The 23,720-nt window shown below is 60.5% G+C and carries 20 protein-coding genes; 11 read left to right on the top strand and 9 right to left on the bottom strand.

Annotated elements, in window-relative coordinates; genetic code table 11:
- The first annotated feature begins 13 nt into the window (after positions 1-13).
- From dnaA to gyrB, 4 genes are read left to right on the top strand one after another with little or no spacing between them, the layout of a single operon-like run.
- On the top strand, positions 14-1,534 hold the full coding sequence (gene dnaA, locus PRJ_RS00005; RefSeq protein ID WP_010951427.1) for a chromosomal replication initiator protein DnaA: 1,521 nt from the start codon (positions 14-16) through the stop codon (positions 1,532-1,534).
- Positions 1,535-1,574: 40 nt separating this feature from the next.
- Positions 1,575-2,678: a DNA polymerase III subunit beta gene (gene dnaN / locus PRJ_RS00010; protein ID WP_020192712.1), complete on the top strand. Its 1,104-nt coding sequence runs from the start codon at positions 1,575-1,577 to the stop codon at positions 2,676-2,678.
- A gap of 15 nt (positions 2,679-2,693) precedes the next feature.
- Positions 2,694-3,797, top strand: a complete 1,104-nt coding sequence (gene recF, locus PRJ_RS00015) for a DNA replication/repair protein RecF (RefSeq protein ID WP_011953076.1) — start codon at positions 2,694-2,696, stop codon at positions 3,795-3,797.
- Between the two features lie 4 nt (positions 3,798-3,801).
- Positions 3,802-6,222: a DNA topoisomerase (ATP-hydrolyzing) subunit B gene (gyrB, locus tag PRJ_RS00020; RefSeq protein WP_003253152.1), complete on the top strand. Its 2,421-nt coding sequence runs from the start codon at positions 3,802-3,804 to the stop codon at positions 6,220-6,222.
- A 64-nt stretch (positions 6,223-6,286) separates the two neighbouring features.
- Here the strand turns inward: gyrB and PRJ_RS00025 are convergent, their stop codons facing one another.
- Together PRJ_RS00025 and PRJ_RS00030 are read right to left on the bottom strand one after the other, a co-directional pair.
- Positions 6,287-6,694, bottom strand: a complete 408-nt coding sequence (locus PRJ_RS00025; protein ID WP_010951459.1) for an RcnB family protein — start codon at positions 6,692-6,694, stop codon at positions 6,287-6,289.
- 130 nt (positions 6,695-6,824) lie between these two features.
- The gene (locus tag PRJ_RS00030) at positions 6,825-8,117 is read right to left on the bottom strand and encodes a sigma-54-dependent Fis family transcriptional regulator (protein WP_003253147.1); all 1,293 of its coding nucleotides are present in this window, start codon (positions 8,115-8,117) and stop codon (positions 6,825-6,827) included.
- Positions 8,118-8,339: 222 nt separating this feature from the next.
- Between PRJ_RS00030 and PRJ_RS00035 the strand changes: the two genes are divergently transcribed.
- From PRJ_RS00035 to PRJ_RS00045, 3 genes are read left to right on the top strand one after another with little or no spacing between them, the layout of a single operon-like run.
- On the top strand, positions 8,340-9,224 hold the full coding sequence (locus tag PRJ_RS00035) for an MBL fold metallo-hydrolase (RefSeq protein ID WP_010951461.1): 885 nt from the start codon (positions 8,340-8,342) through the stop codon (positions 9,222-9,224).
- Positions 9,225-9,264: 40 nt separating this feature from the next.
- On the top strand, positions 9,265-10,533 hold the full coding sequence (locus PRJ_RS00040; RefSeq protein WP_010951462.1) for an FAD/NAD(P)-binding oxidoreductase: 1,269 nt from the start codon (positions 9,265-9,267) through the stop codon (positions 10,531-10,533).
- Positions 10,530-11,348: a sulfite exporter TauE/SafE family protein gene (locus PRJ_RS00045; protein WP_104960519.1), complete on the top strand. Its 819-nt coding sequence runs from the start codon at positions 10,530-10,532 to the stop codon at positions 11,346-11,348. Before PRJ_RS00040 ends, PRJ_RS00045 begins: the two co-directional genes overlap by 4 nt.
- Here PRJ_RS00045 and PRJ_RS00050 read toward each other — a convergent pair.
- Positions 11,337-12,224: a LysR family transcriptional regulator gene (locus PRJ_RS00050; RefSeq protein WP_014589207.1), complete on the bottom strand. Its 888-nt coding sequence runs from the start codon at positions 12,222-12,224 to the stop codon at positions 11,337-11,339. The genes PRJ_RS00045 and PRJ_RS00050 overlap by 12 nt on opposite strands.
- Before the next feature lie 234 nt (positions 12,225-12,458).
- On the opposite strand from PRJ_RS00050, the gene PRJ_RS00055 reads away from it, so the two are divergent.
- Together PRJ_RS00055 and PRJ_RS00060 are read left to right on the top strand one after the other, a co-directional pair.
- Complete coding sequence (locus tag PRJ_RS00055; protein ID WP_104960520.1) at positions 12,459-14,105, top strand: GMC family oxidoreductase; 1,647 nt, start codon at positions 12,459-12,461, stop codon at positions 14,103-14,105.
- 97 nt (positions 14,106-14,202) lie between these two features.
- The gene (locus tag PRJ_RS00060) at positions 14,203-15,822 is read left to right on the top strand and encodes an MFS transporter (protein WP_104960521.1); all 1,620 of its coding nucleotides are present in this window, start codon (positions 14,203-14,205) and stop codon (positions 15,820-15,822) included.
- A 174-nt stretch (positions 15,823-15,996) separates the two neighbouring features.
- Here PRJ_RS00060 and PRJ_RS00065 read toward each other — a convergent pair whose 3' ends face one another.
- From PRJ_RS00065 to glyQ, 4 genes are read right to left on the bottom strand one after another with little or no spacing between them, the layout of a single operon-like run.
- Positions 15,997-16,782 (bottom strand): 1-acyl-sn-glycerol-3-phosphate acyltransferase, encoded by a 786-nt coding sequence (locus tag PRJ_RS00065; RefSeq protein WP_010951467.1) that lies wholly within the window; start codon positions 16,780-16,782, stop codon positions 15,997-15,999.
- Between the two features lie 46 nt (positions 16,783-16,828).
- Positions 16,829-17,356 carry a D-glycero-beta-D-manno-heptose 1,7-bisphosphate 7-phosphatase gene (gmhB, locus tag PRJ_RS00070; RefSeq protein WP_003253129.1) on the bottom strand — a complete coding sequence of 176 codons (528 nt, stop codon included), beginning with the start codon at positions 17,354-17,356 and terminating at the stop codon, positions 16,829-16,831.
- A gap of 3 nt (positions 17,357-17,359) precedes the next feature.
- Positions 17,360-19,414 (bottom strand): glycine--tRNA ligase subunit beta, encoded by a 2,055-nt coding sequence (gene glyS / locus PRJ_RS00075; RefSeq protein WP_104960522.1) that lies wholly within the window; start codon positions 19,412-19,414, stop codon positions 17,360-17,362.
- Complete coding sequence (gene glyQ / locus PRJ_RS00080; RefSeq protein WP_003253126.1) at positions 19,411-20,358, bottom strand: glycine--tRNA ligase subunit alpha; 948 nt, start codon at positions 20,356-20,358, stop codon at positions 19,411-19,413. The genes glyS and glyQ overlap by 4 nt, the downstream gene beginning before the upstream one ends.
- Positions 20,359-20,441: 83 nt before the next feature.
- Here glyQ and PRJ_RS00085 point away from each other — a divergent pair, with 83 nt between their 5' ends.
- Together PRJ_RS00085 and PRJ_RS00090 are read left to right on the top strand one after the other, a co-directional pair.
- A complete protein-coding gene (locus PRJ_RS00085) occupies positions 20,442-20,993 on the top strand; it encodes a DNA-3-methyladenine glycosylase I (protein ID WP_104960523.1) in 552 nt (183 codons plus the stop codon).
- A gap of 41 nt (positions 20,994-21,034) precedes the next feature.
- Complete coding sequence (locus tag PRJ_RS00090) at positions 21,035-21,922, top strand: lysophospholipid acyltransferase (RefSeq protein WP_003253121.1); 888 nt, start codon at positions 21,035-21,037, stop codon at positions 21,920-21,922.
- Positions 21,923-22,018: 96 nt separating this feature from the next.
- Here PRJ_RS00090 and PRJ_RS00095 read toward each other — a convergent pair whose 3' ends face one another.
- Complete coding sequence (locus PRJ_RS00095; protein ID WP_047603763.1) at positions 22,019-22,333, bottom strand: tetratricopeptide repeat protein; 315 nt, start codon at positions 22,331-22,333, stop codon at positions 22,019-22,021.
- Between the two features lie 11 nt (positions 22,334-22,344).
- The gene (trkA, locus tag PRJ_RS00100; protein WP_010951472.1) at positions 22,345-23,718 is read right to left on the bottom strand and encodes a Trk system potassium transporter TrkA; all 1,374 of its coding nucleotides are present in this window, start codon (positions 23,716-23,718) and stop codon (positions 22,345-22,347) included.
- Positions 23,719-23,720 lie beyond the last annotated feature (2 nt).

Here is a 23,720-nt window from a genome sequence, read left to right on the forward strand (position 1 = left end):
TCAGGGGATATCCGTGTCAGTGGAACTTTGGCAGCAGTGCGTGGAGCTTCTGCGCGATGAACTGCCTGCCCAGCAATTCAACACCTGGATCCGTCCGCTACAGGTCGAAGCCGAAGGCGACGAGTTGCGCGTCTATGCGCCTAACCGTTTCGTTCTCGATTGGGTCAATGAAAAGTACCTGGGTCGCTTGCTCGAGCTGTTGGGTGAGAACGGTAGCGGCATTGCACCAGCCCTTTCCTTATTAATAGGTAGCCGTCGCAGCTCGGCCCCAAGGGCTGCGCCCAACGCGCCGGTCAGCGCTGCCGTTGCGGCTTCGCTGGCGCAGACTCAGGCACACAAGACGGCCCCGGCCGCAGCGGTTGAACCCGTTGCCGTGGCTGCAGCCGAGCCTGTACTGGTCGAGACGTCTTCGCGTGACAGCTTTGATGCCATGGCCGAGCCCGCTGCGGCGCCGCCCAGTGGTGGTGGCCGGGCTGAACAACGCACCGTGCAGGTTGAAGGTGCGCTCAAGCACACCAGTTACCTGAACCGGACCTTTACCTTTGACACCTTCGTCGAAGGTAAGTCGAACCAGCTCGCCCGCGCGGCTGCCTGGCAGGTTGCGGACAACCCTAAGCATGGCTACAACCCACTGTTCCTTTATGGCGGTGTGGGTTTGGGTAAAACCCACCTTATGCATGCTGTGGGTAACCATCTGCTGAAGAAAAATCCGAACGCCAAGGTGGTGTACCTGCATTCGGAGCGTTTCGTCGCGGACATGGTTAAAGCGCTGCAACTCAATGCCATCAACGAATTCAAGCGCTTCTACCGCTCGGTGGACGCGTTGTTGATCGACGATATCCAGTTCTTCGCTCGCAAAGAGCGCTCGCAGGAAGAGTTTTTCCACACCTTCAACGCCTTGCTTGAGGGCGGCCAGCAGGTAATCCTTACCTCTGACCGCTATCCCAAGGAAATCGAAGGCCTGGAAGAGCGTCTGAAGTCGCGCTTTGGTTGGGGCCTGACGGTGGCTGTCGAGCCACCAGAGCTGGAGACCCGCGTAGCGATTCTGATGAAGAAGGCCGACCAGGCCAAAGTCGAGCTCCCGCATGACGCAGCCTTTTTCATCGCTCAGCGCATCCGGTCCAACGTCCGTGAGCTGGAAGGTGCACTGAAGCGGGTTATCGCTCACTCGCACTTCATGGGGCGTGACATCACCATCGAGCTGATTCGTGAATCGCTCAAGGATCTGTTGGCGCTGCAAGACAAACTGGTCAGTGTGGATAACATTCAGCGTACCGTCGCTGAGTACTACAAGATCAAGATCTCCGATCTGTTGTCCAAGCGTCGTTCGCGTTCTGTCGCGCGCCCGCGTCAGGTAGCCATGGCCCTGTCCAAGGAGTTGACCAACCACAGTCTGCCGGAAATCGGCGACATGTTCGGTGGTCGCGACCATACGACCGTGCTGCACGCCTGCCGCAAAATCAATGAACTGAAGGAATCCGACGCGGACATCCGCGAGGACTACAAGAACCTGCTGCGGACGCTGACGACCTGATGGCCGTCTGCGCAGCTAATTGAAGGCAAGGGACTAGACCATGCATTTCACCATTCAACGCGAAGCCCTGTTGAAACCCCTGCAACTGGTCGCCGGTGTCGTCGAGCGCCGTCAGACCTTGCCGGTCCTGTCCAACGTATTGCTGGTCGTACAAGGCCAGCAACTGTCGTTGACCGGTACCGACCTGGAAGTCGAGCTGGTAGGCCGCGTGCAACTGGAAGAGCCGGCCGAGCCTGGCGAGATCACTGTTCCTGCGCGCAAGCTGATGGACATCTGCAAAAGCCTGCCTAACGACGCCCTGATCGATATCAAGGTCGATGAGCAGAAATTGTTGGTAAAGGCCGGCCGCAGCCGCTTCACCCTGTCGACCCTGCCTGCCAATGACTTCCCGACTGTGGAAGAAGGCCCGGGTTCGCTGACCTGCAACCTGGAGCAGAGCAAGCTGCGCCGCCTGATCGAGCGAACCAGCTTCGCCATGGCCCAGCAGGATGTGCGCTATTACCTCAACGGCATGCTGCTTGAGGTTTCCCGCAACACGTTGCGCGCTGTATCCACCGACGGTCACCGCCTGGCGCTTTGCTCGATGAGCGCGCCGATCGAGCAGGAAGATCGACACCAGGTCATCGTGCCGCGTAAAGGTATTCTGGAGTTGGCGCGCCTGCTGACCGATCCTGAAGGCATGGTCAGCATCGTGCTTGGTCAGCATCACATCCGCGCCACTACTGGCGAGTTCACCTTTACCTCCAAGCTGGTGGACGGCAAATTCCCGGACTACGAGCGCGTACTGCCCAAAGGCGGTGACAAGCTGGTCGTCGGAGACCGCCAGGCGCTGCGTGAAGCCTTCAGCCGTACAGCGATTCTTTCCAACGAAAAGTACCGCGGTATTCGCCTGCAGCTGGCTGCCGGTCAACTGAAGATCCAGGCTAACAACCCCGAGCAGGAAGAAGCTGAAGAAGAAATCAGCGTGGACTACGACGGTAGCTCGCTGGAGATCGGTTTCAACGTCAGCTACTTGCTGGACGTGCTGGGCGTGATGACTACTGAGCAAGTTCGTCTGATCTTGTCCGATTCAAACAGCAGTGCGCTGCTGCAGGAAGCTGGCAATGACGATTCTTCCTACGTTGTCATGCCGATGCGCCTGTAACCTGTAGCAGGCGAAATGTCCCTTCGACGTATCATGGTCACCGCGGTGCGCAACTTGCACCCGGTGACACTCTTACCCTCCCCCCGCATCAACATCCTTTACGGCTCCAACGGCAGCGGCAAGACCAGCGTGCTCGAAGCCGTGCATTTGCTCGGCCTGGCCCGTTCATTTCGCAGCACCCGCCTGAATCCGGTTATTCAGTACGAACAGGCTGCCTGTACTGTGTTCGGCGAGGTTCAGCTGACGGAGGGTGGTACGAGCAACCTGGGTGTGTCCCGTGAGCGACAAGGGGAGTTTACTATTCGCATTGATGGGCAGAATGCGCGCAGCGCCGCGCAATTGGCTGAGTTACTGCCGCTTCAGCTTATCAACCCAGACAGTTTCCGGCTGCTGGAAGGTGCCCCAAAAATACGCCGCCAGTTTCTGGACTGGGGGGTGTTCCACGTGGAACCTCGTTTTCTGCCAGCCTGGCAACGCCTTCAGAAGGCGCTGCGGCAGCGGAACTCATGGTTGCGTCATGGTACACTTGACCCAGCTTCGCAAGCCGCCTGGGACCGGGAATTGTGCCTGGCTAGCGCGGAAATAGATGAATACCGTCGCAACTACATCAAGGCCTTGAAGCCCGTCTTCGAGCGAACCCTGAGCGAACTGGTCGAGCTGGACGGGTTGACCCTGAGCTACTACCGAGGCTGGGACAAGGACCGGGAACTGCAAGAAGTGCTCGCCTCCTCCCTCCTTCGCGATCAGCAGATGGGCCATACCCAAGCCGGTCCGCAGCGTGCTGATCTGCGTTTGCGGTTGGCTGGCAACAATGCAGCCGACATCCTGTCGCGTGGTCAGCAAAAGTTGGTGGTATGCGCATTGCGCATTGCCCAAGGCCACCTCGTTAGTCAGGCTCGCCGCGGTCACTGTATTTATCTCGTGGATGACTTGCCGTCCGAACTGGATGACCAGCATCGCCGCGCACTGTGCCGCTTGCTTGAAGAATTACGCTGCCAGGTGTTCATCACCTGTGTAGATCACGAATTACTGAGGGAAGGCTGGCAGACGGAAACGCCAGTTGCTTTGTTCCACGTGGAACAAGGCCGTATCACCCAGACCCACGACCATCGGGAGTGAAGGCATGAGCGAAAATCAAACGTACGACTCCTCCAGCATCAAGGTGCTGAAAGGTTTGGATGCCGTACGCAAGCGTCCCGGCATGTACATTGGCGACACCGATGATGGTAGTGGCCTGCACCACATGGTCTTCGAGGTGGTCGACAACTCGATCGACGAAGCCCTCGCCGGTCACTGCGATGACATCACTGTCATCATCCACCCGGACGAATCTATCAGTGTGCGCGACAACGGTCGCGGCATTCCGGTCGATGTGCATAAGGAAGAAGGCGTTTCCGCAGCCGAGGTCATCATGACTGTGCTGCACGCCGGCGGTAAGTTCGACGACAACTCTTACAAAGTATCCGGCGGTCTGCACGGTGTAGGTGTGTCGGTTGTGAACGCCCTGTCCGAGAAGCTGGTTCTGACCGTTCGCCGTAGCGGCAAGATCTGGGAACAGACTTACGTTCACGGTGTTCCACAAGCGCCCATGGCGGTTGTCGGTGACAGTGAAACCACGGGTACCCACATCCACTTCAAGCCATCGGCTGAAACCTTCAAGAACATTCACTTCAGCTGGGACATCCTGGCCAAGCGCATCCGCGAGCTGTCGTTCCTTAACTCGGGCGTTGGCATTCTGCTGAAGGATGAGCGCAGCGGTAAGGAAGAGTTCTTCAAGTACGAAGGCGGTCTGCGTGCGTTTGTCGAGTACTTGAACACCAACAAGACGCCGGTGAACTCTCAGGTTTTCCACTTCAACGTTCAGCGTGACGATGGCGTGGGTGTTGAAGTCGCCCTGCAATGGAACGACAGCTTCAACGAAAACCTGCTGTGCTTTACCAACAATATTCCGCAGCGTGATGGCGGTACCCACCTGGTGGGTTTCCGTTCCTCGCTGACCCGTAGCCTTAACAGCTACATCGAGCAGGAAGGCCTGGCCAAGAAGAACAAGGTGGCAACCACTGGCGACGACGCCCGTGAAGGCCTGACCGCAATCATCTCGGTGAAGGTACCGGACCCGAAGTTCAGCTCGCAGACCAAGGACAAGCTGGTCTCCTCGGAGGTGAAAACCGCCGTGGAACAGGAGATGAACAAGTACTTCGCCGATTTCCTCTTGGAAAACCCGAACGAGGCGAAGGCCGTCGTTGGCAAGATGATCGACGCGGCTCGCGCCCGTGAAGCCGCCCGTAAAGCCCGTGAAATGACCCGCCGTAAAGGTGCGCTGGATATCGCGGGTCTGCCGGGCAAACTGGCCGACTGCCAAGAGAAAGATCCTGCTCTCTCCGAACTGTACCTGGTGGAGGGTGACTCTGCGGGTGGCTCGGCCAAGCAAGGCCGCAACCGTCGTACCCAGGCGATCTTGCCGCTGAAGGGTAAAATCCTCAACGTCGAGAAAGCGCGCTTCGACAAGATGATTTCGTCCCAGGAAGTGGGCACGCTGATCACTGCGCTGGGCTGTGGCATCGGCCGCGAAGAGTACAACATCGACAAACTGCGTTATCACAACATCATCATCATGACCGATGCTGACGTTGACGGTTCGCACATCCGTACGCTGCTGCTGACCTTCTTCTTCCGTCAGCTGCCGGAGCTGGTCGAGCGTGGCTACATCTATATTGCCCAGCCGCCGCTGTACAAGGTGAAACGAGGCAAGCAGGAGCAGTACATCAAGGACGATGAGGCCATGGAAGAGTACATGACCCAGTCGGCTCTGGAAGATGCCAGCCTGCACCTGGACGAATCGGCGCCAGCAGTTTCCGGTGTGCAGCTGGAAGCGCTGGTGAATGAGTTCCGTAGTGTCATGAAGACTCTCAAGCGCCTGTCGCGCTTGTACCCCGAAGAGCTGACTGAGCACTTCGTCTACCTGCCTGAGGTGACCCTGGAGCAGTTGGGTGACCACGCAGTGATGCAGGCCTGGCTGGCCCAGTTCCAGGCGCGTCTGAACTCCAGCCAGAAGTCTGGCCTGGCTTACAACGCCAGCCTGCGTGAAGACAAAGAGCGCAACGTATGGCTGCCTGAAGTGGAAATTACCTCTCACGGTCTGGCCAGCTATATCACCTTCAACCGCGATTTCTTCGGCAGCAATGACTACCGTACCGTAGTCAACATTGGTGCCAAGCTTTCGAGCCTGTTGGGTGAAGGTGCGTACGTGCAGCGCGGTGAACGCCGCAAGGCAATCGTCGAGTTCAAAGAGGGCCTGGATTGGCTGATGAACGAGACCACCAAGCGCCATACGATTCAGCGATACAAAGGGCTGGGTGAGATGAACCCGGACCAGCTGTGGGAAACCACCATGGACCCGACCGTTCGCCGTATGCTCAAGGTCACTATCGAAGATGCCATCGCCGCTGACCAGATCTTCAACACCCTGATGGGTGATGCGGTCGAGCCGCGTCGTGACTTCATCGAAAGTAACGCGCTGTCGGTGTCGAACCTGGACTTCTGATCAGGTGTAATTCGCCAGACAATAAGAAGCCCGCTGATGCGGGCTTTTTAGTGCCTGCAAACAATCAGTAGCCGGTGAGAATGTTCACGATCACACCGCTGGCAATGGCCACCAGCACATAGTCGCCATTCACATACAGCCAACGATGATCACGAGGTGGCGCATACAGGTGGCGCGCTTTCCAGTCAGTTACCCAGTAACGGTCCCCACGGTAATGTGGATCAACGGCATGACCACGCTGCCACTGCTTATGAGGTATCGGCATGCCTTGTTGTGGGCGGAAGTTTGGATCACGGTAAGCAGGTCCGCGGCCATTGTCATGTCGGCCCTGGTGCTGTGGTTGACCATGTGGCGGGTTGCCTTGGTGCGATGGGCCGCCATCATGCCGATCAGGCGGGCCCGGTTGCGCGAAGCTTGCCAGCGGTGTGCTGAGCATGAGCGCGGCGCAGATCACGGTTAGGGCTTTCTTCATTTGATGCGGTCCTCTGCCTGTTAATCGCCTGGCAGGTATTGAGTGCCAGGTTCGGTTAACTGATCAGACCACGATTTTTCCCTTTCAATGTCAGGGCGCAGGTAAAGGTCCGGTAAAGTCTGGCGTTCTTTCAGTTCAGCCCGAGCGCTTTCAAGCGGCGATACAGCGTGCGTTCACTCATGCCAAGATGACTGGCCAGTTCACTGCGCGAGCCTTTGAACTGCTCCAGCGCCTGCGCCAGCTCACCCAAGTCATTGCGACGGCCGCTTCCTTTAGCCGCGCCAGTCAGCCCAGTGTCTTCCGGTAAATGCTCCGGTCTGATTACTCCGTCATCGGCAAACAAACGCGCGCGTTCCAGAATGTTGCGCAGCTCGCGGATATTGCCCGGAAACGGATGCAACGCAAGTTGCTGCAAGGCGTCTTCACTCAGCCTGGGCGTCGGCTGGCCGGCCATGCGCTGCAGCAGGCTCTGTGCGAGCAGCGGCAGATCTTCCACCCGTTCGCGCAATGCAGGCAGACGAATCGGGAAGCCGCTGATGCGGTAATACAGGTCTTCCCGGAAGGAGCCATCCGCGACCATTTGTTTAAGTGGTTTATGGGTGGCCGATATCAGGCGGAAATCCGAATGGACAGTGCGCAGGCTACCCACAGGACGGAAACTGCCGGACTCTATCAGGCGCAGCAGCTTCACCTGCATCGCCAGCGGCACTTCACCGATTTCATCGAGGAACAAGGTGCCGCCATGGGCTGCCTCGGCCAAGCCGATCTTGCGCTGATTCGCCCCGGTGAACGCACCCTTCTCATAGCCGAACAGTTCACTCTCGAACAACGACTCGGTCAGACCGGTGCAGTCGACCACCACCAGTGGGCCATTGGCCCTGGGGCTGCCCATGTGCACTGCACGGGCGAACAGCTCCTTACCGGTCCCCGACTCCCCCTGCAACAACACCGGGATCTGCGCCGGTGCCGCACGCTGCAGGCTGGCCAGCGCGGCCTTGAAGGTTGGCGCGCGGCCGACCAACCCTTGCTCCTGAGGCTGCGCCGAGGCGAGGGTGATGGTGGTGAGGCGTTCGACAAAGGCCACTACCTTGCCCTGTTCATCCAGGATCGGCCGCAACTCGACATCCACATGCTCCGGGCCGCGTGGTGTGTGATGAATGTGCAATACCCGCTCCGGTACCTTGCTGTCCCACGCCTTGCGCATCGGGCAATGTTCGCCAGCCTGGTCGCACGGCACAGCGTAGTGATGCGAAACCCTGTGGCACTTCTCGCCCAGTGGGGCCTGATCATGCCGCCCAAACTGACGGCGATAGGCCGCATTGGCCGCGAGGATGTTGTAGTCGGTGTCCAACACGATGGTCGGGAGGGCATCGTGCTCGAGGTAGGAAACCAGAGCTAGGATGAGGGGATGGGCTTCAGGCATGACGGCACCGTATGGATGACCGACGCAGGGTAACAAGGACTGCCAAACACTGCCATTGGCTGTCAGTCGACTGCCACCTGGGCTGCCAGTTTTGCCGGCAGCAGTCTGCAACTGGCCGGTTTTATTGGCCAGTGAGTGGCAAAAAGCCTGGCATGCATCTTGATAAAGCTCCTGTCACTGCCTACGCCTGTACAAGGCGGGGCGGATAAATTGGAGAACGTGATGATCATCGGCAACAACCTTCACGTGGACGCCTTCTACGACGAGGCGACCTCGACCATCAGCTACCTGGTCATGGACCGTGAAACCCGACAATGCGCATTGATCGACAGCGTGCTGGATTACGACCCCAAGTCCGGGCGCACCTGCAGCGCTTCGGCTGATCGCCTGATCGAGCGTGTGAACGAGCTGAATGCCAGTGTGCGGTGGGTGCTGGAAACCCATGTACACGCCGACCACCTTTCAGCCGCTGCCTACCTGAAGGAAAAGCTGGGCGGCCATACCGCAATTGGCGCGCACATTACCCAGGTGCAGAAAGTGTTTGGCGCCTTGTTCAACGCAGAGCCCGGCTTCGCCCGTGATGGCAGCCAGTTCGATGTGCTGCTCGAAGACGAGGAAGGTTTCCGGATTGGCAACCTGCAGGCCCGTGCGTTGCACACGCCTGGGCACACACCCGCGTGCATGAGTTTCATGATCGAAGATGCCGGCGAGATCGCGGTGTTCGTTGGAGACACCTTGTTCATGCCCGACTATGGCACCGCCCGCTGCGACTTCCCCGGGGCCGATGCCCGCACCTTGTACCGCTCAATCCGTCGCCTGCTGGCTTTCCCCGATCAGACGCGGTTGTTCATGTGCCACGACTACCTGCCAGGTGGCCGCGACATGCAGTACGTCACAACTGTCGCCGAGCAGCGCGCCCACAACATTCACATCCATCAGGGTATCGATGAGGACAGCTTCGTTGCCATGCGCGAAGCCCGCGACAAGACGCTCGAAATGCCTGTGCTGATCCTGCCTTCAGTGCAGGTGAACATGCGTAGCGGCCAACTGCCCCCACCGGAGGCGAACGGTGTGAGCTATCTGAAGATCCCGCTGAACAAGCTGTAAGCGCCCTGCCCCCATAATCAGATTTCCAGGATTTACCGCCATGCCTGCCTTGTTGTCCCCTGCCAATACCGACCACCACAAGGTGGTCATCGTCGGTGCCGGTGCCGCCGGGATCGCCACTGCTTCCAGCCTGATCAGCCGCGACCCATCGTTGGACGTCGCCTTGATCGACCCTGCCGAAGTGCACTACTACCAACCCGGCTGGACCATGGTCGGTGCCGGTGTGTTCAAGGCACCCAGCACTGCCCGCACCATGGCGTCGACCATTCCTCGCGGTGTGCGCTGGGTCAAGGCGCGGGTAAAGGGATTCGACCCATTGGCCCAGTTGGTCATCCTCGATGATGGTCGCGCCATCAGCTATGAACAGCTGATCGTCTGCCCCGGCCTCAAGCTGGACTGGGCGGCCATTGATGGGCTCAGCGAGACCCTGGGCCGCAACGGTGTCACCTCCAACTATCGCTACGACCTGGCACCCTATACCTGGGAACTGGTGCAAAAGCTCAAGCAAGGACGCGCGTTGTTCAGCCAGCCGCCCATGCCGATCAAGTGCGCCGGTGCACCACAGAAGGCGCTGTATCTGTCTTGCGACCACTGGCTGCGCCATGGCCATTTGGGGGCGGTGAAAGCCAGCTTCTACAATGCGGGTGCCGTACTGTTCGGTGTCGCCGACTATGTGCCCGCGCTGATGAAGTACATCGAGAAATACGCCGTCGACCTCAACTTCTCCCACAGGTTGGTTGCAGTAGACGGCCCGGGAAAGCGCGCTACATTCTTGCGTACCCTGCCCGATGGCAGCAGCGAAACGCGCATCGAGGCCTTCGACATGCTGCACGTGGTACCGCCACAGGTGGCGCCAGACTTCATTCGCGAAAGCCCCTTGGCTGATAGCTCCGGCTGGGTTGACGTCGATCCGCATACCCTGCGTCATCGCAAATACACCAACGTTCATGCCCTAGGTGACGTGGCTAACACCAGCAATGCCAAGACCGCCGCTGCGGCGCGCAAGCAGGCACCGGTGGTCGCCAACAATGTGCTGGTGGCGCTGGGCAGGCTGGCGACCCTGGCCCAGTACGACGGCTATGGCTCGTGCCCGCTTACCGTCGAGCGCGGCAAGATCGTCCTGGCCGAGTTCACCTATGGCGGCAAGCTGGCACCGAGCTTCCCTAACTGGTTACTGGATGGCCGCAAGCCGACACGTCTGGCCTGGCTGCTCAAGGCACAGGCGCTGCCACCGCTGTACTGGCAAGGCATGCTCAAGGGGCGCGAGTGGTTGGCACGCCCGCAGCTGGTAGCCGAGGGTGGGCAGTGATCGAGCATCAACTGTTAGGGGCGGGCCTGGGCGCAATCATCGGCGCGGTGCTGGCGCTGACCGGCGCAGGCGGTGGCATTCTCGCAGTACCCTTGCTGGTGTTCGGCCTGGGGCTATCGATGGTCGAAGCGGCACCGGTGGGCCTGTTGGCTGTAGGTATGGCTGCAGCGGTTGGTGCGGTGCTGGGCTTGCGCCAAGGGCTGGTGCGTTATCGGGCTGCGCTGTTCATTGCGTTGGTTGGTGTGGCAGCAGCGCCGTTCGGGCTGATGCTGGCGCACCGCCTGCCGAATGCACCGTTGCAGGTGGTATTCGCCGGCGTGCTGGTTTATGCCTGCCTGCGCATCTGGCGCAAGGCGGCCAAAGAGCTGCGTGGCGAAGCCAATGACGCTCATCGCTTTATCGAGCCGTGTGTGCTGAACCCGCTGCAGGGTCGTTTGCGCTGGACCCTGCCCTGCGCGCGCGCACTGGCATTCACGGGTGCCTTGTCCGGGTTGTTGTCCGGCTTGCTGGGCGTGGGTGGGGGGTTCGTCATCATCCCTGCCCTGAACCGCTACACCAACCTGCGCATGGCCAGCATCGTTTCCACTTCGCTGGCGGTGATTGCCTTGGTCTCTACCGGCAGTGTGGTCAGCGCCAGCTTTGCGGGCGTCATGCACTGGCAGGTTGGCGCCCCGTTTGCCGTCGGTGCAGTGCTCGGTCTGCTGCTGGCGCGGCCTTTGGCAGCCAGGTTGGCCGGGCCGCGTCTGCAGCAGATGTTTGCCGTGGCAGGTTGGGCCGCTGCCCTGTTGTTGGCCGGCAAGGCTCTACTCGGCTAGCAACTCGCTTTGTTCGGCCGCGCACAACGCCAGCAGGTAGTCCCACACCACCCGCAGGCGCACAGACTTGTGCAGCTCACGGCGGGTGCAGATCCAGTAGCTGCGCTGGATGGTTTCACCCGGCAGCACGCGCACCAGTGTCGGGTCGTGGCGGGCCATGTAGTTGGGCAGCACGGCGATGCCCAGCCCGGCGCGGGCGGCGGCTTGCTGGGCGATCACGCTGGTGCTGCGAAACACCACGTTGGGTGCTCGGCAGAAACTGTTGAGAAACAGCAGTTCCTGGCTGAACAGCAAATCGTCAACGTAGCCGATCCAGCTGTGCCGGGCCAGGTCTTCGCGGTGGCGCAGTGGCGGCGCGCGGTCCAGGTAGTCCTGGCTGGCGTACAGCGCCAAGCGGTAGTCGGTGAGTTTGCGGGTGATCAGCAGATCGGCGTTGGGCCGCTCCAGATGGATGCTGATTTCTGCCTCGCGGTTGAGGATGCTGACGAAGCGCGGCACCGCTACCAGTTCCACCTCCAGGCCGGGGTAGCGCTCGAACAACGCGTTCATGCGTGGGGTGAAGAACATGATGCCGATGCCTTCGGTTACCCCCAGGCGAATCTTGCCCAGCGGGGTGATGGCCTGGGTGATTTCCTCCTGTGCCAGCAGGGCGACGTTCTCCATGGCTTCGGCATGCTTGAGCAGGGCTTGACCCGAGGGGGTCAGCTCGTACCCCTGGGCATGTTGCACGAACAGCGCGGTCCCCAGGCTCTGCTCGATGCTCTCGATATGCCGGGCCACGGTGCTGTGGGTAGTGTTCAGGCGCTTGGCGGCGGTCAGCAGGCGGCCGCTGCGCTGCAATTCGAGGAAAAAACGCAGATCATTCCAGTCGAACATGCTTGTCCCTTATGGCAGTTCGTTCCGGCCTCTTCACGGGCATGCCCCACAGGTGCGGTGAACACCCTGAAGGTAACGTGATCCCTGAGGTGCGGGCGAGCCCGCGAAGAGGTCGGTACAGGCTTGCCACTGTGCTAAAACGCACAGCGGCTGCGCGAAATCTCGTGTTTCATCCACGAAATTACTCACTAAGATGGATCGGGACAAGAATAAAAAACAGGCGCGAGGTTGCACATGCCATCAGCCGATTCTGTCTTCGACTACGTGGTCGTAGGGGCCGGCCCCGCCGGATGCCTGCTGGCCAATCGTTTGTCCGCCGACCCTTCCTGCCGCGTGCTGCTGCTGGAGGCGGGTGGCCGTGACAATTATCCCTGGATCCACATCCCCGTTGGTTACCTCTACTGCATCGGCAACCCGCGCACAGACTGGTGCTTCAAGACCGAGGCACAACCTGGCCTCGGCGGTCGCGCTTTGGGTTATCCAAGGGGCAAGGTGCTAGGTGGATGTTCGTCGATCAACGGCATGATCTACATGCGGGGCCAAGCCGCCGACTACGACCATTGGGCCGCGCAAGGCAACGACGGCTGGGCGTGGAAAGATGTGTTACCGCTGTTCAAGGCCAGCGAAAACCACTTTGCAGGCGCCAGCGAGCACCACGGCGCGGAGGGCGAATGGCGGGTCGAGCGGCAACGCTACAGCTGGCCGATCCTTGATGCTTTCCGTGATGCCGCCGAGCAGAGTGGTATTGGCAAGGTCGACGATTTCAACACCGGCGACAACCAGGGTTGTGGATATTTTCAGGTCAACCAGCGCAGTGGTGTGCGCTGGAACGCTTCCAAAGCTTTCCTGCGGCCGATCAAGGATCGCGCCAACCTCACTGTGCTGACCGGCGTGGAGGTTGATCAGGTACTGCTCGACAACACCCGCGCAAGGGCAGTGAAGGCACTCTGGCAAGGGGCCTGGCATGAGTTTGCGGCGCGCCGCGAGATCATTCTCTGTGCTGGGGCAGTTGGTTCACCGGGCATCCTCCAGCGCTCCGGCATCGGCCCACGTCAGTTGCTGGAAAGCTTGGGTATTGGTGTTCGCCACGACATGCCAGGCGTTGGTGGCAACTTGCAGGACCACCTGCAACTGCGCCTGATCTACCAGATCCGCAACGCCCGTACCTTGAACCAGATGGCCAACAGCCTGTGGGGCAAGATGGGCATGGGCCTGCGTTACCTCTACGACCGTAGCGGGCCGCTGGCCATGGCGCCGAGCCAGTTAGGCGCGTTCGTGCGTTCAAGCCCTGAACAGGCCACCGCCAACCTTCAGTATCACGTGCAGCCGCTGTCACTGGAACGCTTCGGTGAGCCGTTGCATCAGTTCCCGGCCTTTACTGCCTCGGTGTGCAACCTGCGCCCGGCCAGCCGCGGGCGCATCGACATCTGCAGCACCGACATGAACAGCACGCCGCGGATCGACCCCAATTACCTCAGTGCTCCGCAGGACTTGCGGGTTGCTGCCGATGCCATTCGCCTTACCCGGCGCATCGTCCAGGCCCCTGCCCTCGCCGCTTTCGAGCCCAAGGAATATTTGCCGGGCCCGGCGCTGCAAAGCGAGGAAGAACTGTTCGAGGCCGCTGGCAAGATCGGCACCACCATCTTCCACCCGGTCGGTACCTGTCGCATGGGCAACGGTGCCATGGACGTTGTGGATAACCAGCTGCGCGTGCATGGCATCCCCGGTCTACGTGTAGCCGATGCTTCGATCATGCCGCAGATAACTTCCGGCAATACGTGTTCCCCCACCCTGATGATCGCCGAAAAGGCGGCGCAACTGATCCTCAAAGGAGCTGCTACCCAGACCTACCTGAACCAAGACGCGTTACCGACGCCCTGACCCGGGTGCGTGCAGTACCGGCGGCTTGCGGTCAGAAGTCGCCGACAGTGGAACAACAAGAATAATCACTGTGGCCTAAGGGCCGAGGACAGCAACGATGTCGGATTACATCCAAGAGCAGGGGGCGGCGGCCAGCAGCTCCAGCCGCCGTGAAGAACGCAAGATCATTTTCGCGTCATCCCTCGGGACGGTTTTCGAGTGGTATGACTTTTTTCTCTATGGTGCGCTGGCAGCGGTCATCAGCAAGCAGTTCTTCGCTGGCGTGAACGATACCACCGCTTTCATCTTCGCCCTGATGGCCTTCGCTGCGGGCTTTCTGGTGCGGCCGTTTGGCGCGCTGGTGTTCGGCCGCCTGGGTGACATGATCGGGCGCAAGTACACCTTCCTGGTCACCATCGTGCTGATGGGCCTGTCCACTTTCGCTGTGGGGTTGTTGCCCACCTACGCCAGCATCGGCATCGCCGCACCGATCATCCTGGTGATCCTGCGCATGCTGCAGGGGCTGGCGCTGGGCGGCGAGTATGGCGGTGCAGCCACTTACGTGGCCGAGCATGCGCCGCCCGGCAAGCGGGGCTTGCACACTGGTTTCATCCAGTCCACCGCAACGCTGGGCCTGTTGTTGTCGCTCTTGGTGGTGCTGGGTAGCCGGTATATCAGTGGCGATCAGTTCGAAACCTGGGGCTGGCGCTTGCCGTTCCTGCTGTCGATCGTGCTGCTGGCGATCTCCACCTGGATTCGCATGAGCATGCACGAGTCGCCGGCCTTTGTGAAAATGAAGGCTCAGGGCAAGGTCAGCAAGTCGCCCATCCGTGAGTCATTCACCTCCTGGCCAAACCTGAAAGTGGTGCTTACCGCCCTGTTCAGCATCAACGCGGGGCAGGCTGTGACCTTCTACACGGCGCAGTTCTACGTTCTGTTCTTCATGACCCAGATGCTGAAAATGGACTCGGCTCAGGCCAACACCCTGCTCATCATCAGCGTTGTGATTGGCGCGCCGTTCTTCGTGTTCTTCGGCTGGTTGTCCGACCGTATCGGCCGCAAGCCGATCCTGATGCTCGGCCTGTTGCTGGCCACGGTACTGTACTTCCCACTGTTCAAGGCGCTGAGCCACTACGCCAACCCGCAGATCGACGCTGCCAGCCGTCAGGCGCCGATCGTGGTCACCGCCGACCCGCAAGGCTGCACATTCCAGTTCGACCCAGTGGGCAAGGCTCGTTTTGACAGCCCGTGCGACAAGGTCAAGACCTTCCTGGTCAAGCAGGGCCTGCCGTACAGCTCGGTAAGCGTGGCCGGCAGTGAGGTGGTGGTCAACATCGGTGACAAGACCATCAACGGCTTTGACGAAACCGCCATGCGTACTGCAATCGAGCAGGCTGGTTACCCGGCCAAGGCGGACCCTGCGCAGGTCAACCAGGTAATGGTGGTGGTACTGATCGTGGCGATGATCCTGATCGCGACCATGACCTATGGCCCGTTGGCGGCGGTGATGGTCGAGCTGTTCCCGACCCGCATCCGCTACACCTCGATGTCGCTGCCCTATCACATTGGTAATGGCTGGTTTGGTGGTTTCCTGCCTACCGTATCGTTTGCGCTGGTGGTCTATACCGGGGATATCTTCTACGGGCTGTGGTACCCGGTGCTGGTGACCGGGATCAGCCTGGTGGTTGGGATCTTCTGTCTGAGAGAAACCAAGGATGTAGATATCGACAAAGTCTGATGTCCACATGCCATAAAAAAACCGGCTGTAAAAGCCGGTTTTTTTATGCCTCAAAAAAACTTATGCACGATTTTCAGAAAAAATTCATACAAAGAAATAACTAGCAAATTCATACACTTAGATATCAATTCAAGCATTTAATCCAAAAACTGCACACAAGTTATCCACAGAAGGTCAAGCCATCTGCTCCTGAGGTTTTTCCGCCGCTGGCGGCAGCGATCCCATGGCCCGCTGGGTCGCTTCGTTCCAAGCTGCAGCGCGGTCGTTGAGTTCGGCGATGGCACGTGGCCCTGTGCCGTTGGCGTACATCGGCTCACCAATTACCACTTCGATTGTACCGGCGCGCTTGCCCCAACCGGTCTTGGGCCAGAACTTGCCGGCGTTGTGGGCAATCGGCAGCACTGGCAGCCCGGCATTCACGGCCAGTGCCGTACCGCCGCGGGAAAACTTGCCGATGGTGCCGAACGGCACACGGGTGCCTTCTGGGAAAATCAGCACCCACGTCTTCTGCTTGAGCAGTTCGTCACCCTTGCTCGCCACTTGGCGCAACGCTTCCTTGGGGTTGTCGCGGTTGATCGCGATGGGCCGCAGCATGGCCATGGCCCAGCCGAAGAACGGTACATACAGCAGCTCGCGCTTGAGCACCTGGCTAAGCGGCGAGAAGTACTGGGAAAGGAAGAAGGTTTCCCAGGTGCTCTGGTGATTGGACAAAATCACGCAAGGCTCAGCTGGCACGTTCTCGGCGCCAGTGATCTTGTAGTCGATGCCCAGGATGGTGCGCACCAGAAACAGCGCGCAGCGGCACCAGTACACGTTGATGAACTTGTAGCGCTTGGGGAACGACAGGAACGGCGCGACGAAGAAGCTCAGCGAGCACCACAGCAGCGAACTGGTGCCCAGCAGCAGGTAAAAAAGAAAGATTCTGATCGCCTGCAGGATCGACATAGTGGCTTGTACCATTGCGGGGCATGCCCGCCTGAGAAAAATGCGCCAGAAGGCGCACTGTTTAAATTAGTTCTCTGGCGATAGCTGCCAGATCGTCGAAAATCAGTGTAGTTTCCGGGACGCCTTTTTCCAGGGTCCGCTCGCCCTTGCCGGTCTTCACCAGCACGGGTTGTGCACCGACGGCCAGGGCGGCCTCCAGGTCACCTTTGCTGTCGCCGACGAACCAGACGCCTTCAAGGCCAATCTGGTAATGCTCGGCGATCGCCCGCAGCATGCCGGGCTTGGGCTTGCGGCAATCGCACCCTTCGTCCGGCCCATGCGGGCAATACACGATGTGGCCCACCTCGCCGCCCTGCTCGGCCACCAGCGCGCGCAGGCGCGCGTGCATGGCCTCAAGGGTTGCAAGCGGGTAGTAGCCACGGGCAATGCCGGACTGGTTGGTGGCCACGGCCACCGTCCAGCCCGCCTTGCTCAACTGCGCGATCGCATCGACCGAACCGGGGATCGGCACCCATTCTTCCAGCGTCTTGATGTACGCATCGGAGTCGTAGTTGATCACCCCGTCACGGTCGAGAATCAGCAGTTTCAAGGCTTACCCCAGCAGCGAAATGTCAGCCACGCCCAGGAACAGGCCGCGCAGGCGGCTGAGCAGGGCATAACGGTTGGCACGTACCTTGGCGTCTTCGGCGTTGACCATGACCGCCTCGAAGAAGGCATCGACCGGGTCACGCAGGGCCGCCAGGCGGGCCAGCGATTCGCTGTACTGACGTGCTGCAGCCATCGGTTGCACGGCCTGGTCAGCCTGCTGGATGGCCGAGTACAGGGAGAACTCGTTGGCATTGTCGAAGTACTTCGGCTCGACCTGCTCGGCGATGGCACCTTCGGCCTTGCTCAGCAGGTTCGACACGCGCTTGTTCACCGCGGCCAGGGCCTCGGCTTCCGGCAGTTTGCGGAACGCCTGCACGGCTTGTACGCGCTGGTCGAAGTCCAGGGCGGAGCCTGGCTGCAGTGCGCGTACCGACAGGTACGTGGCGACGTCGATGCCTTCGTCTTCGTAACGTGCGCGCAGGCGGTCGAAAATGAACTCCAGTACTTGCTCGGCCAGGCCGGGGGCCTTGACCTTGGCGCCGAACTGCTTGACCGCAAACTCGACCGCACCGGTCAGGTTCAGGTCCAGTTGCTTCTCGATCAGGATACGCAGCACGCCCAGAGCAGCTCGGCGCAGGGCGTACGGGTCCTTGCTGCCGGTAGGCAGCATGCCGATGCCAAAGATACCCACCAAGGTGTCGAGCTTGTCGGCGATGGCCACGGCAGCACCGGTCAGGGTCTGCGGCAGCTCGGCGCCTGCACCGCGCGGCATGTACTGCTCGTTCAGGGCCAGGGCTACGTCTTCCGGCTCACCGTCGTTGAGCGCGTAGTAGTAACCGGCAACACCCTGCATTTCAGGGAATTCGCCGACCATCTCGGTGGCCAGGTCGCACTTCGACAGCAGGCCGGCACGGCCAGCGCGCTGGGCGTCGCCGCCGATCAGCGGAGCAATGAAGGCGGCCAGCCTGGAAACACGTTCGGCCTTGTCGTACACGGTGCCGAGCTGAGCCTGGAACACCACGTTCTTGAGGCGCTCGTTGAAGGTTTCCAGCGGCTGCTTCTTGTCCTGCTTGAAGAAGAACTCGGCGTCGGTCAGGCGCGGGCGCACGACTTTTTCGTTGCCTTGCACGATCTGCTTCGGGTCGCGGCTTTCGACGTTGGCCACGGTAATGAAGCGCGGCAGCAGCTTGCCTTCGCTGTCCAGCAGGCAGAAGTACTTCTGGTTGTCCTGCATGGTGGTGATCAGGGCTTCTTGCGGCACCTCGAGGAAACGCTCCTCGAACGAGCACACCAGCGGCACCGGCCACTCGACCAGAGCGGTCACTTCGTCCAGCAGCGCCGGTGGCACGATGGCCGTGCCTTCCTGCTGCATGGCCAGCTCTGCGGTACGCTTGCTGATCAGCTCGCGGCGCTCGGCGAAGTCGGCAAGGACGTAGGCCTTGCGCAGGTCTTCGACGTAGTTGGCCGGGGTGGTGATGAGCACGTTTTCCGGATGGTGGAAGCGGTGGCCACGGGATTCACGCCCGGCCTTCTGCGACAGGATGGTGCAATCGACCACCTGATCGCCCAGCAGCATCACCAGCCATTGGGTCGGGCGCACGAACTCTTCACGGCTGGCCGCCCAGCGCATGCGCTTGGGAATCGGCAGGTCGTTCAGCGAATCTTCGACGATGGTCGGCAGCAGCCCAACGGTAGCCTTGCCCGGGATGTGCTGGGAGAAGCGCAGCTTGGGGCCGCTCTGGTCGATCTCGGCCAGTTCCACACCGCACTTCTTGGCGAAGCCCAGCGCAGCCTGGGTCGGCTCGCCTTCGGCGTTGAAGGCAGCCTGCAGGGGCGGGCCGTCGATGTTGATGCTGCGGTCAGGCTGCTGCACGTCCAGCTGGCGAATCAGCACGGCCAGACGACGCGGCGCGGCGTACACCTGCTTGCCGGTGTAGTTCAGGCCAGCAGCCTGCAGGCCTTTTTCGATACCGGCCAGGAAGGCGTCGCCAAGGCTGGCGAGGGCCTTGGGTGGCAGCTCTTCGGTGCCCAGTTCTACCAGGAAATCTTGAGCACTCATTGTGCAGCCTCCAGCTTAGCCAACACTTCGTCACGCAGTTCAGGGGTGGCCATCGGGAAGCCCAGGCGTGCGCGGGCTTGCAGATAGCTTTGCGCCACGTCCCGGGCCAGGGTACGTACACGCAGGATGTAACGCTGGCGCTCGGTTACCGAGATGGCGCGGCGGGCGTCCAGCAGGTTGAAGGTGTGCGAGGCCTTCAGGACCATTTCATAGGTCGGCAGCGGCAGCTCCAGCTTGATCAGGCGGTTGGCTTCGCTTTCGTAGAAATCGAACAGTTCGAACAGCTTGTCGACGTTGGCATGTTCAAAGTTGTAGGTCGACTGCTCCACCTCGTTCTGGTGGAACACGTCGCCATAGGTGACCTTGCCGAACGGGCCGTCGGCCCACACCAGGTCGTACACCGAATCGACGCCCTGGATGTACATGGCCAGGCGCTCCAGGCCGTAGGTGATTTCACCGGTGACCGGGTAGCACTCGATGCCGCCAACCTGCTGGAAGTAGGTGAACTGGGTGACTTCCATGCCGTTGAGCCAGATTTCCCAGCCCAGACCCCAGGCGCCGAGGGTCGGCGATTCCCAGTTGTCTTCGACGAAACGAATGTCGTGCACCAGCGGATCCAGACCGATGGCTTTCAGCGAGCCGAGGTACAGCTCCTGGAAGTTGGCCGGGTTCGGTTTGAGCACCACCTGGAACTGGTAGTAGTGCTGCAGGCGGTTGGGGTTTTCGCCATACCGCCCGTCGGCAGGACGACGGCTAGGCTGCACATAGGCGGCGTTCCAGGTTTCTGGACCCACGGCGCGCAGGAATGTAGCGGTGTGGAAAGTGCCGGCGCCTACTTCCATATCGTAGGGCTGAAGTACCACACAACCTTGAGCTGCCCAGTAGTTCTGCAGGGCGAGGATCAGGTCTTGGAAGGTACGCACGGCTGGCGTAGGCTGGCTCACGAAATTCACCTGTATCTGGGGATGCGGATGTAAAGAGCGGGAGTATAACCTGATTCGCCTCGCCCTCTACTCATTGGAGCCTTATGCCACGCTGCTTTTGGTGTACCGACGATCCGTTGTACCAGGCCTACCACGACCAGGAATGGGGAATGCCACAGCGCGACCCGGCGTTGCTCTTCGAGATGCTTTTGCTCGAAGGGTTCCAGGCGGGGCTTTCGTGGATTACCGTTTTGCGCAAACGCGAGCGTTATCGCGAGGTGATGTACGGCTTCGACCCGGTAAAGCTGGCGGCCATGAGCGACGAACGCATCGAAGAATTGATGCAGGATGCAGGCATCATCCGCAATCGCCTCAAGCTCAAGGCTGCGCGGCGCAATGCCCAGGCCTGGCTGGCTGTGGATAACCCCGCCGAATGGCTGTGGTCGTTCGTCGGCGGCTCGCCGAAGATCAACCACTTCAAGGCGCGCGGCGACGTGCCAGCTGTTACCGATGAAGCCAAGGCAATGAGCAAGGCCTTGCAGAAAGCTGGCTTCACGTTCGTCGGTCCGACCATCTGCTACGCCTTCATGCAGGCCACCGGCATGGTCATGGACCACACCACCGACTGCGATCGCTACGCCGCCTTGTTGCGCTGAGGGGTTACAATGCGCGCCTTGCTGAAATAAGGAATTCGCCTGTGGAAAAGTTCAAGGGCGCCCTGATGGTCGGGGTGCTGCGCCTGTTTGCCAAGCTGCCCTGGGGCGCTGTGCAGCGTGTCGGCGCCGGTATTGGCTGGCTGATGTGGAAAATCCCCAACAGTTCGCGCAACGTGGTACGGATCAACCTGGCCAAATGCTTCCCGGAGATGGACCCGGTTGCCCGTGAGCAACTGGTGGGCCAGGCGCTGCGGGATATCGGTAAATCCTTTGTCGAAAGTGCCTGTGCCTGGATCTGGCCGCCGCAACGCTCGCTGGAGCTGGTCAAGGAAGTGCATGGCCTGGAAGTGCTGGAGCAGGCCCTGGCCTCGGGTAAAGGCGTGGTCGGCATCACCAGCCACCTGGGCAACTGGGAAGTGTTGAACCACTTCTACTGCAACCAGTGCAAACCGATCATCTTCTACCGCCCGCCGAAGCTGAAGGCGGTGGATGACCTGCTGCGCGAGCAGCGCGTGCAGATGGGCAACCGCGTGGCACCGTCGACCAAGGAAGGCATCCTCAGCGTGATCAAGGAAGTGCGCCGTGGTGGCCAGGTGGGTATTCCTGCCGACCCGGAGCCGGCGGAATCGGCGGGCGTGTTCGTACCGTTCCTCGGCACCCAGGCGCTGACCAGCAAGTTCGTGCCGAACATGCTGGCCGGTGGCAAGGCGGTAGGTGTGTTCCTGCATGCGCTGCGGTTGCCGGATGGCTCGGGCTTCAAGGTGTTCCTCGAAGCTGCGCCGGAAGAGATGTACAGCACCGATGTGAATGTGTCGGCGGCGGCGATGAGCAAGGTGGTCGAACGCTATGTGCGCGAGTACCCCAGCCAGTACATGTGGAGCATGAAGCGCTTCAAGAAGCGCCCGGCTGGCGAGCCGCGCTGGTATTAAGCCATTCACCGCCCCTGTAGGAGCGGGTTTACCCGCGAATGCGTCGGTGAATCCAACATCGCATTCGCGGGTAAACCCGCTCCTACAGGGGCCGCGTCAACCCGCTGCTCTGTTGAGCTTCTTCAGGAATACGGTCATTTCTTTTTCGGCCTGCTTGTCACCATGGGCCTGCGCCGCCACGATCCCGTCTTCCCACGCCTTGCGCGCCGCCGCCAGCTCACCCTGCAGCTGATAGGCCTTGCCCAGCAGCTTCCATGCTGCCGAGTATTTCGGGTCCTGCTCTACACAGCGCGCCAGGTGCACCGCTGCTTCAGCGCCGTTGCCTTCATCCAGCCAGGCCTTGCCCAGGCCAAACCTCAGCAGCGGGTTATCCACACCTTTGGCCAGCATCTTCTCCAGCGATTCGCGCATGCCCTCTTCTCCTAGAAGAAACTCAAGCCGACGTGGAACAGCTTCTCCACATCGCGAATATGCTTTTTATCCACAACGAAGAGGATCACATGGTCCCCTGATTCGATCATGGTGTCGTCATGGGCAATCATCACCTCTTCATCACGGATGATCGCACCAATAGTGGTGCCCGGTGGCAGCGTGATGTCCTCGATTGCCTTGCCGACCACCTTGCTCGACTTCGAGTCACCGTGTGCCACCGCCTCGATAGCCTCGGCTGCACCACGGCGCAGCGAGTGCACACTGACGATGTCGCCACGACGGACGTGCGCCAGCAGGGTGCCGATGGTGGCCAGCTGCGGGCTGATGGCAATGTCGATATCGCCGCCCTGCACCAGGTCGACATAAGCCGGGTTGTTGATGATGGTCATCACCTTGCCTGCGCCCAGGCGCTTGGCCAGCAAGGACGACATGATGTTGGCTTCGTCATCGTTGGTCAGGGCCAGGAAAATATCGGCGTCGGCGATGTTCTCTTCGAGCATCAGGTCTTTGTCCGAGGCGCTGCCCTGCAGCACCACAGTGCTTTCCAGGGTATCGGAGAGGTGCCGGCAACGCGCCGGGCTCATCTCGATGATCTTCACCTGATATCGGCTTTCGATGGCCTCCGCCAGGCGCTCGCCGATCTGCCCGCCGCCGGCGATGACAATGCGTTTATTGGTTTCGTCGATGCGGCGCAGTTCGCCCATCACCGCACGGATATCCTTCTTCGCGGCAATGAAGAACACCTCGTCGTCGGCTTCGATCACCGTGTCGCCACGCGGGGTGATCGGCCGGTCACGGCGGAAGATGGCCGCCACGCGGGTATCTACGTTGGGCATGTGCGCGCGGATCTGGCGCAATTGCTGGCCGACCAGCGGGCCGCCATAGTAGGCCTTCACTGCCACGAGCTGGGCCTTGCCCTCGGCGAAATCGATCACCTGCAGCGAGCCTGGGTGTTCGATCAGGCGCTTGATGTAATTGGTCACCACCTGCTCGGGGCTGATCAGAACGTCGACCGGGATATGGTCGTTGTCGAACAGCTCTTCGCGGGTCAGGTAGGACGATTCGCGCACCCGTGCAATCTTGGTCGGGGTATGGAACAGCGAATAGGCCACCTGGCAGGCAACCATGTTGGTCTCGTCACTGTTGGTTACCGCCACCAGCATGTCGGCGTCGTCGGCACCGGCCTGACGCAGTACCGTCGGCAGTGAGCCACGGCCCTGGACGGTGCGGATGTCCAGGCGGTCGCCGAGGTCGCGCAGGCGGTCGCCGTCGGTGTCGACCACGGTAATGTCGTTGGCTTCGCTGGCCAGGTGTTCAGCCAGCGTACCGCCTACCTGCCCTGCGCCGAGGATGATGATCTTCATGC

Origin of the sequence: Pseudomonas sp. XWY-1 (genome assembly GCF_002953115.1) — a bacterium.
Taxonomy (GTDB): Bacteria; Pseudomonadota; Gammaproteobacteria; order Pseudomonadales; family Pseudomonadaceae; genus Aquipseudomonas; species Aquipseudomonas alloputida.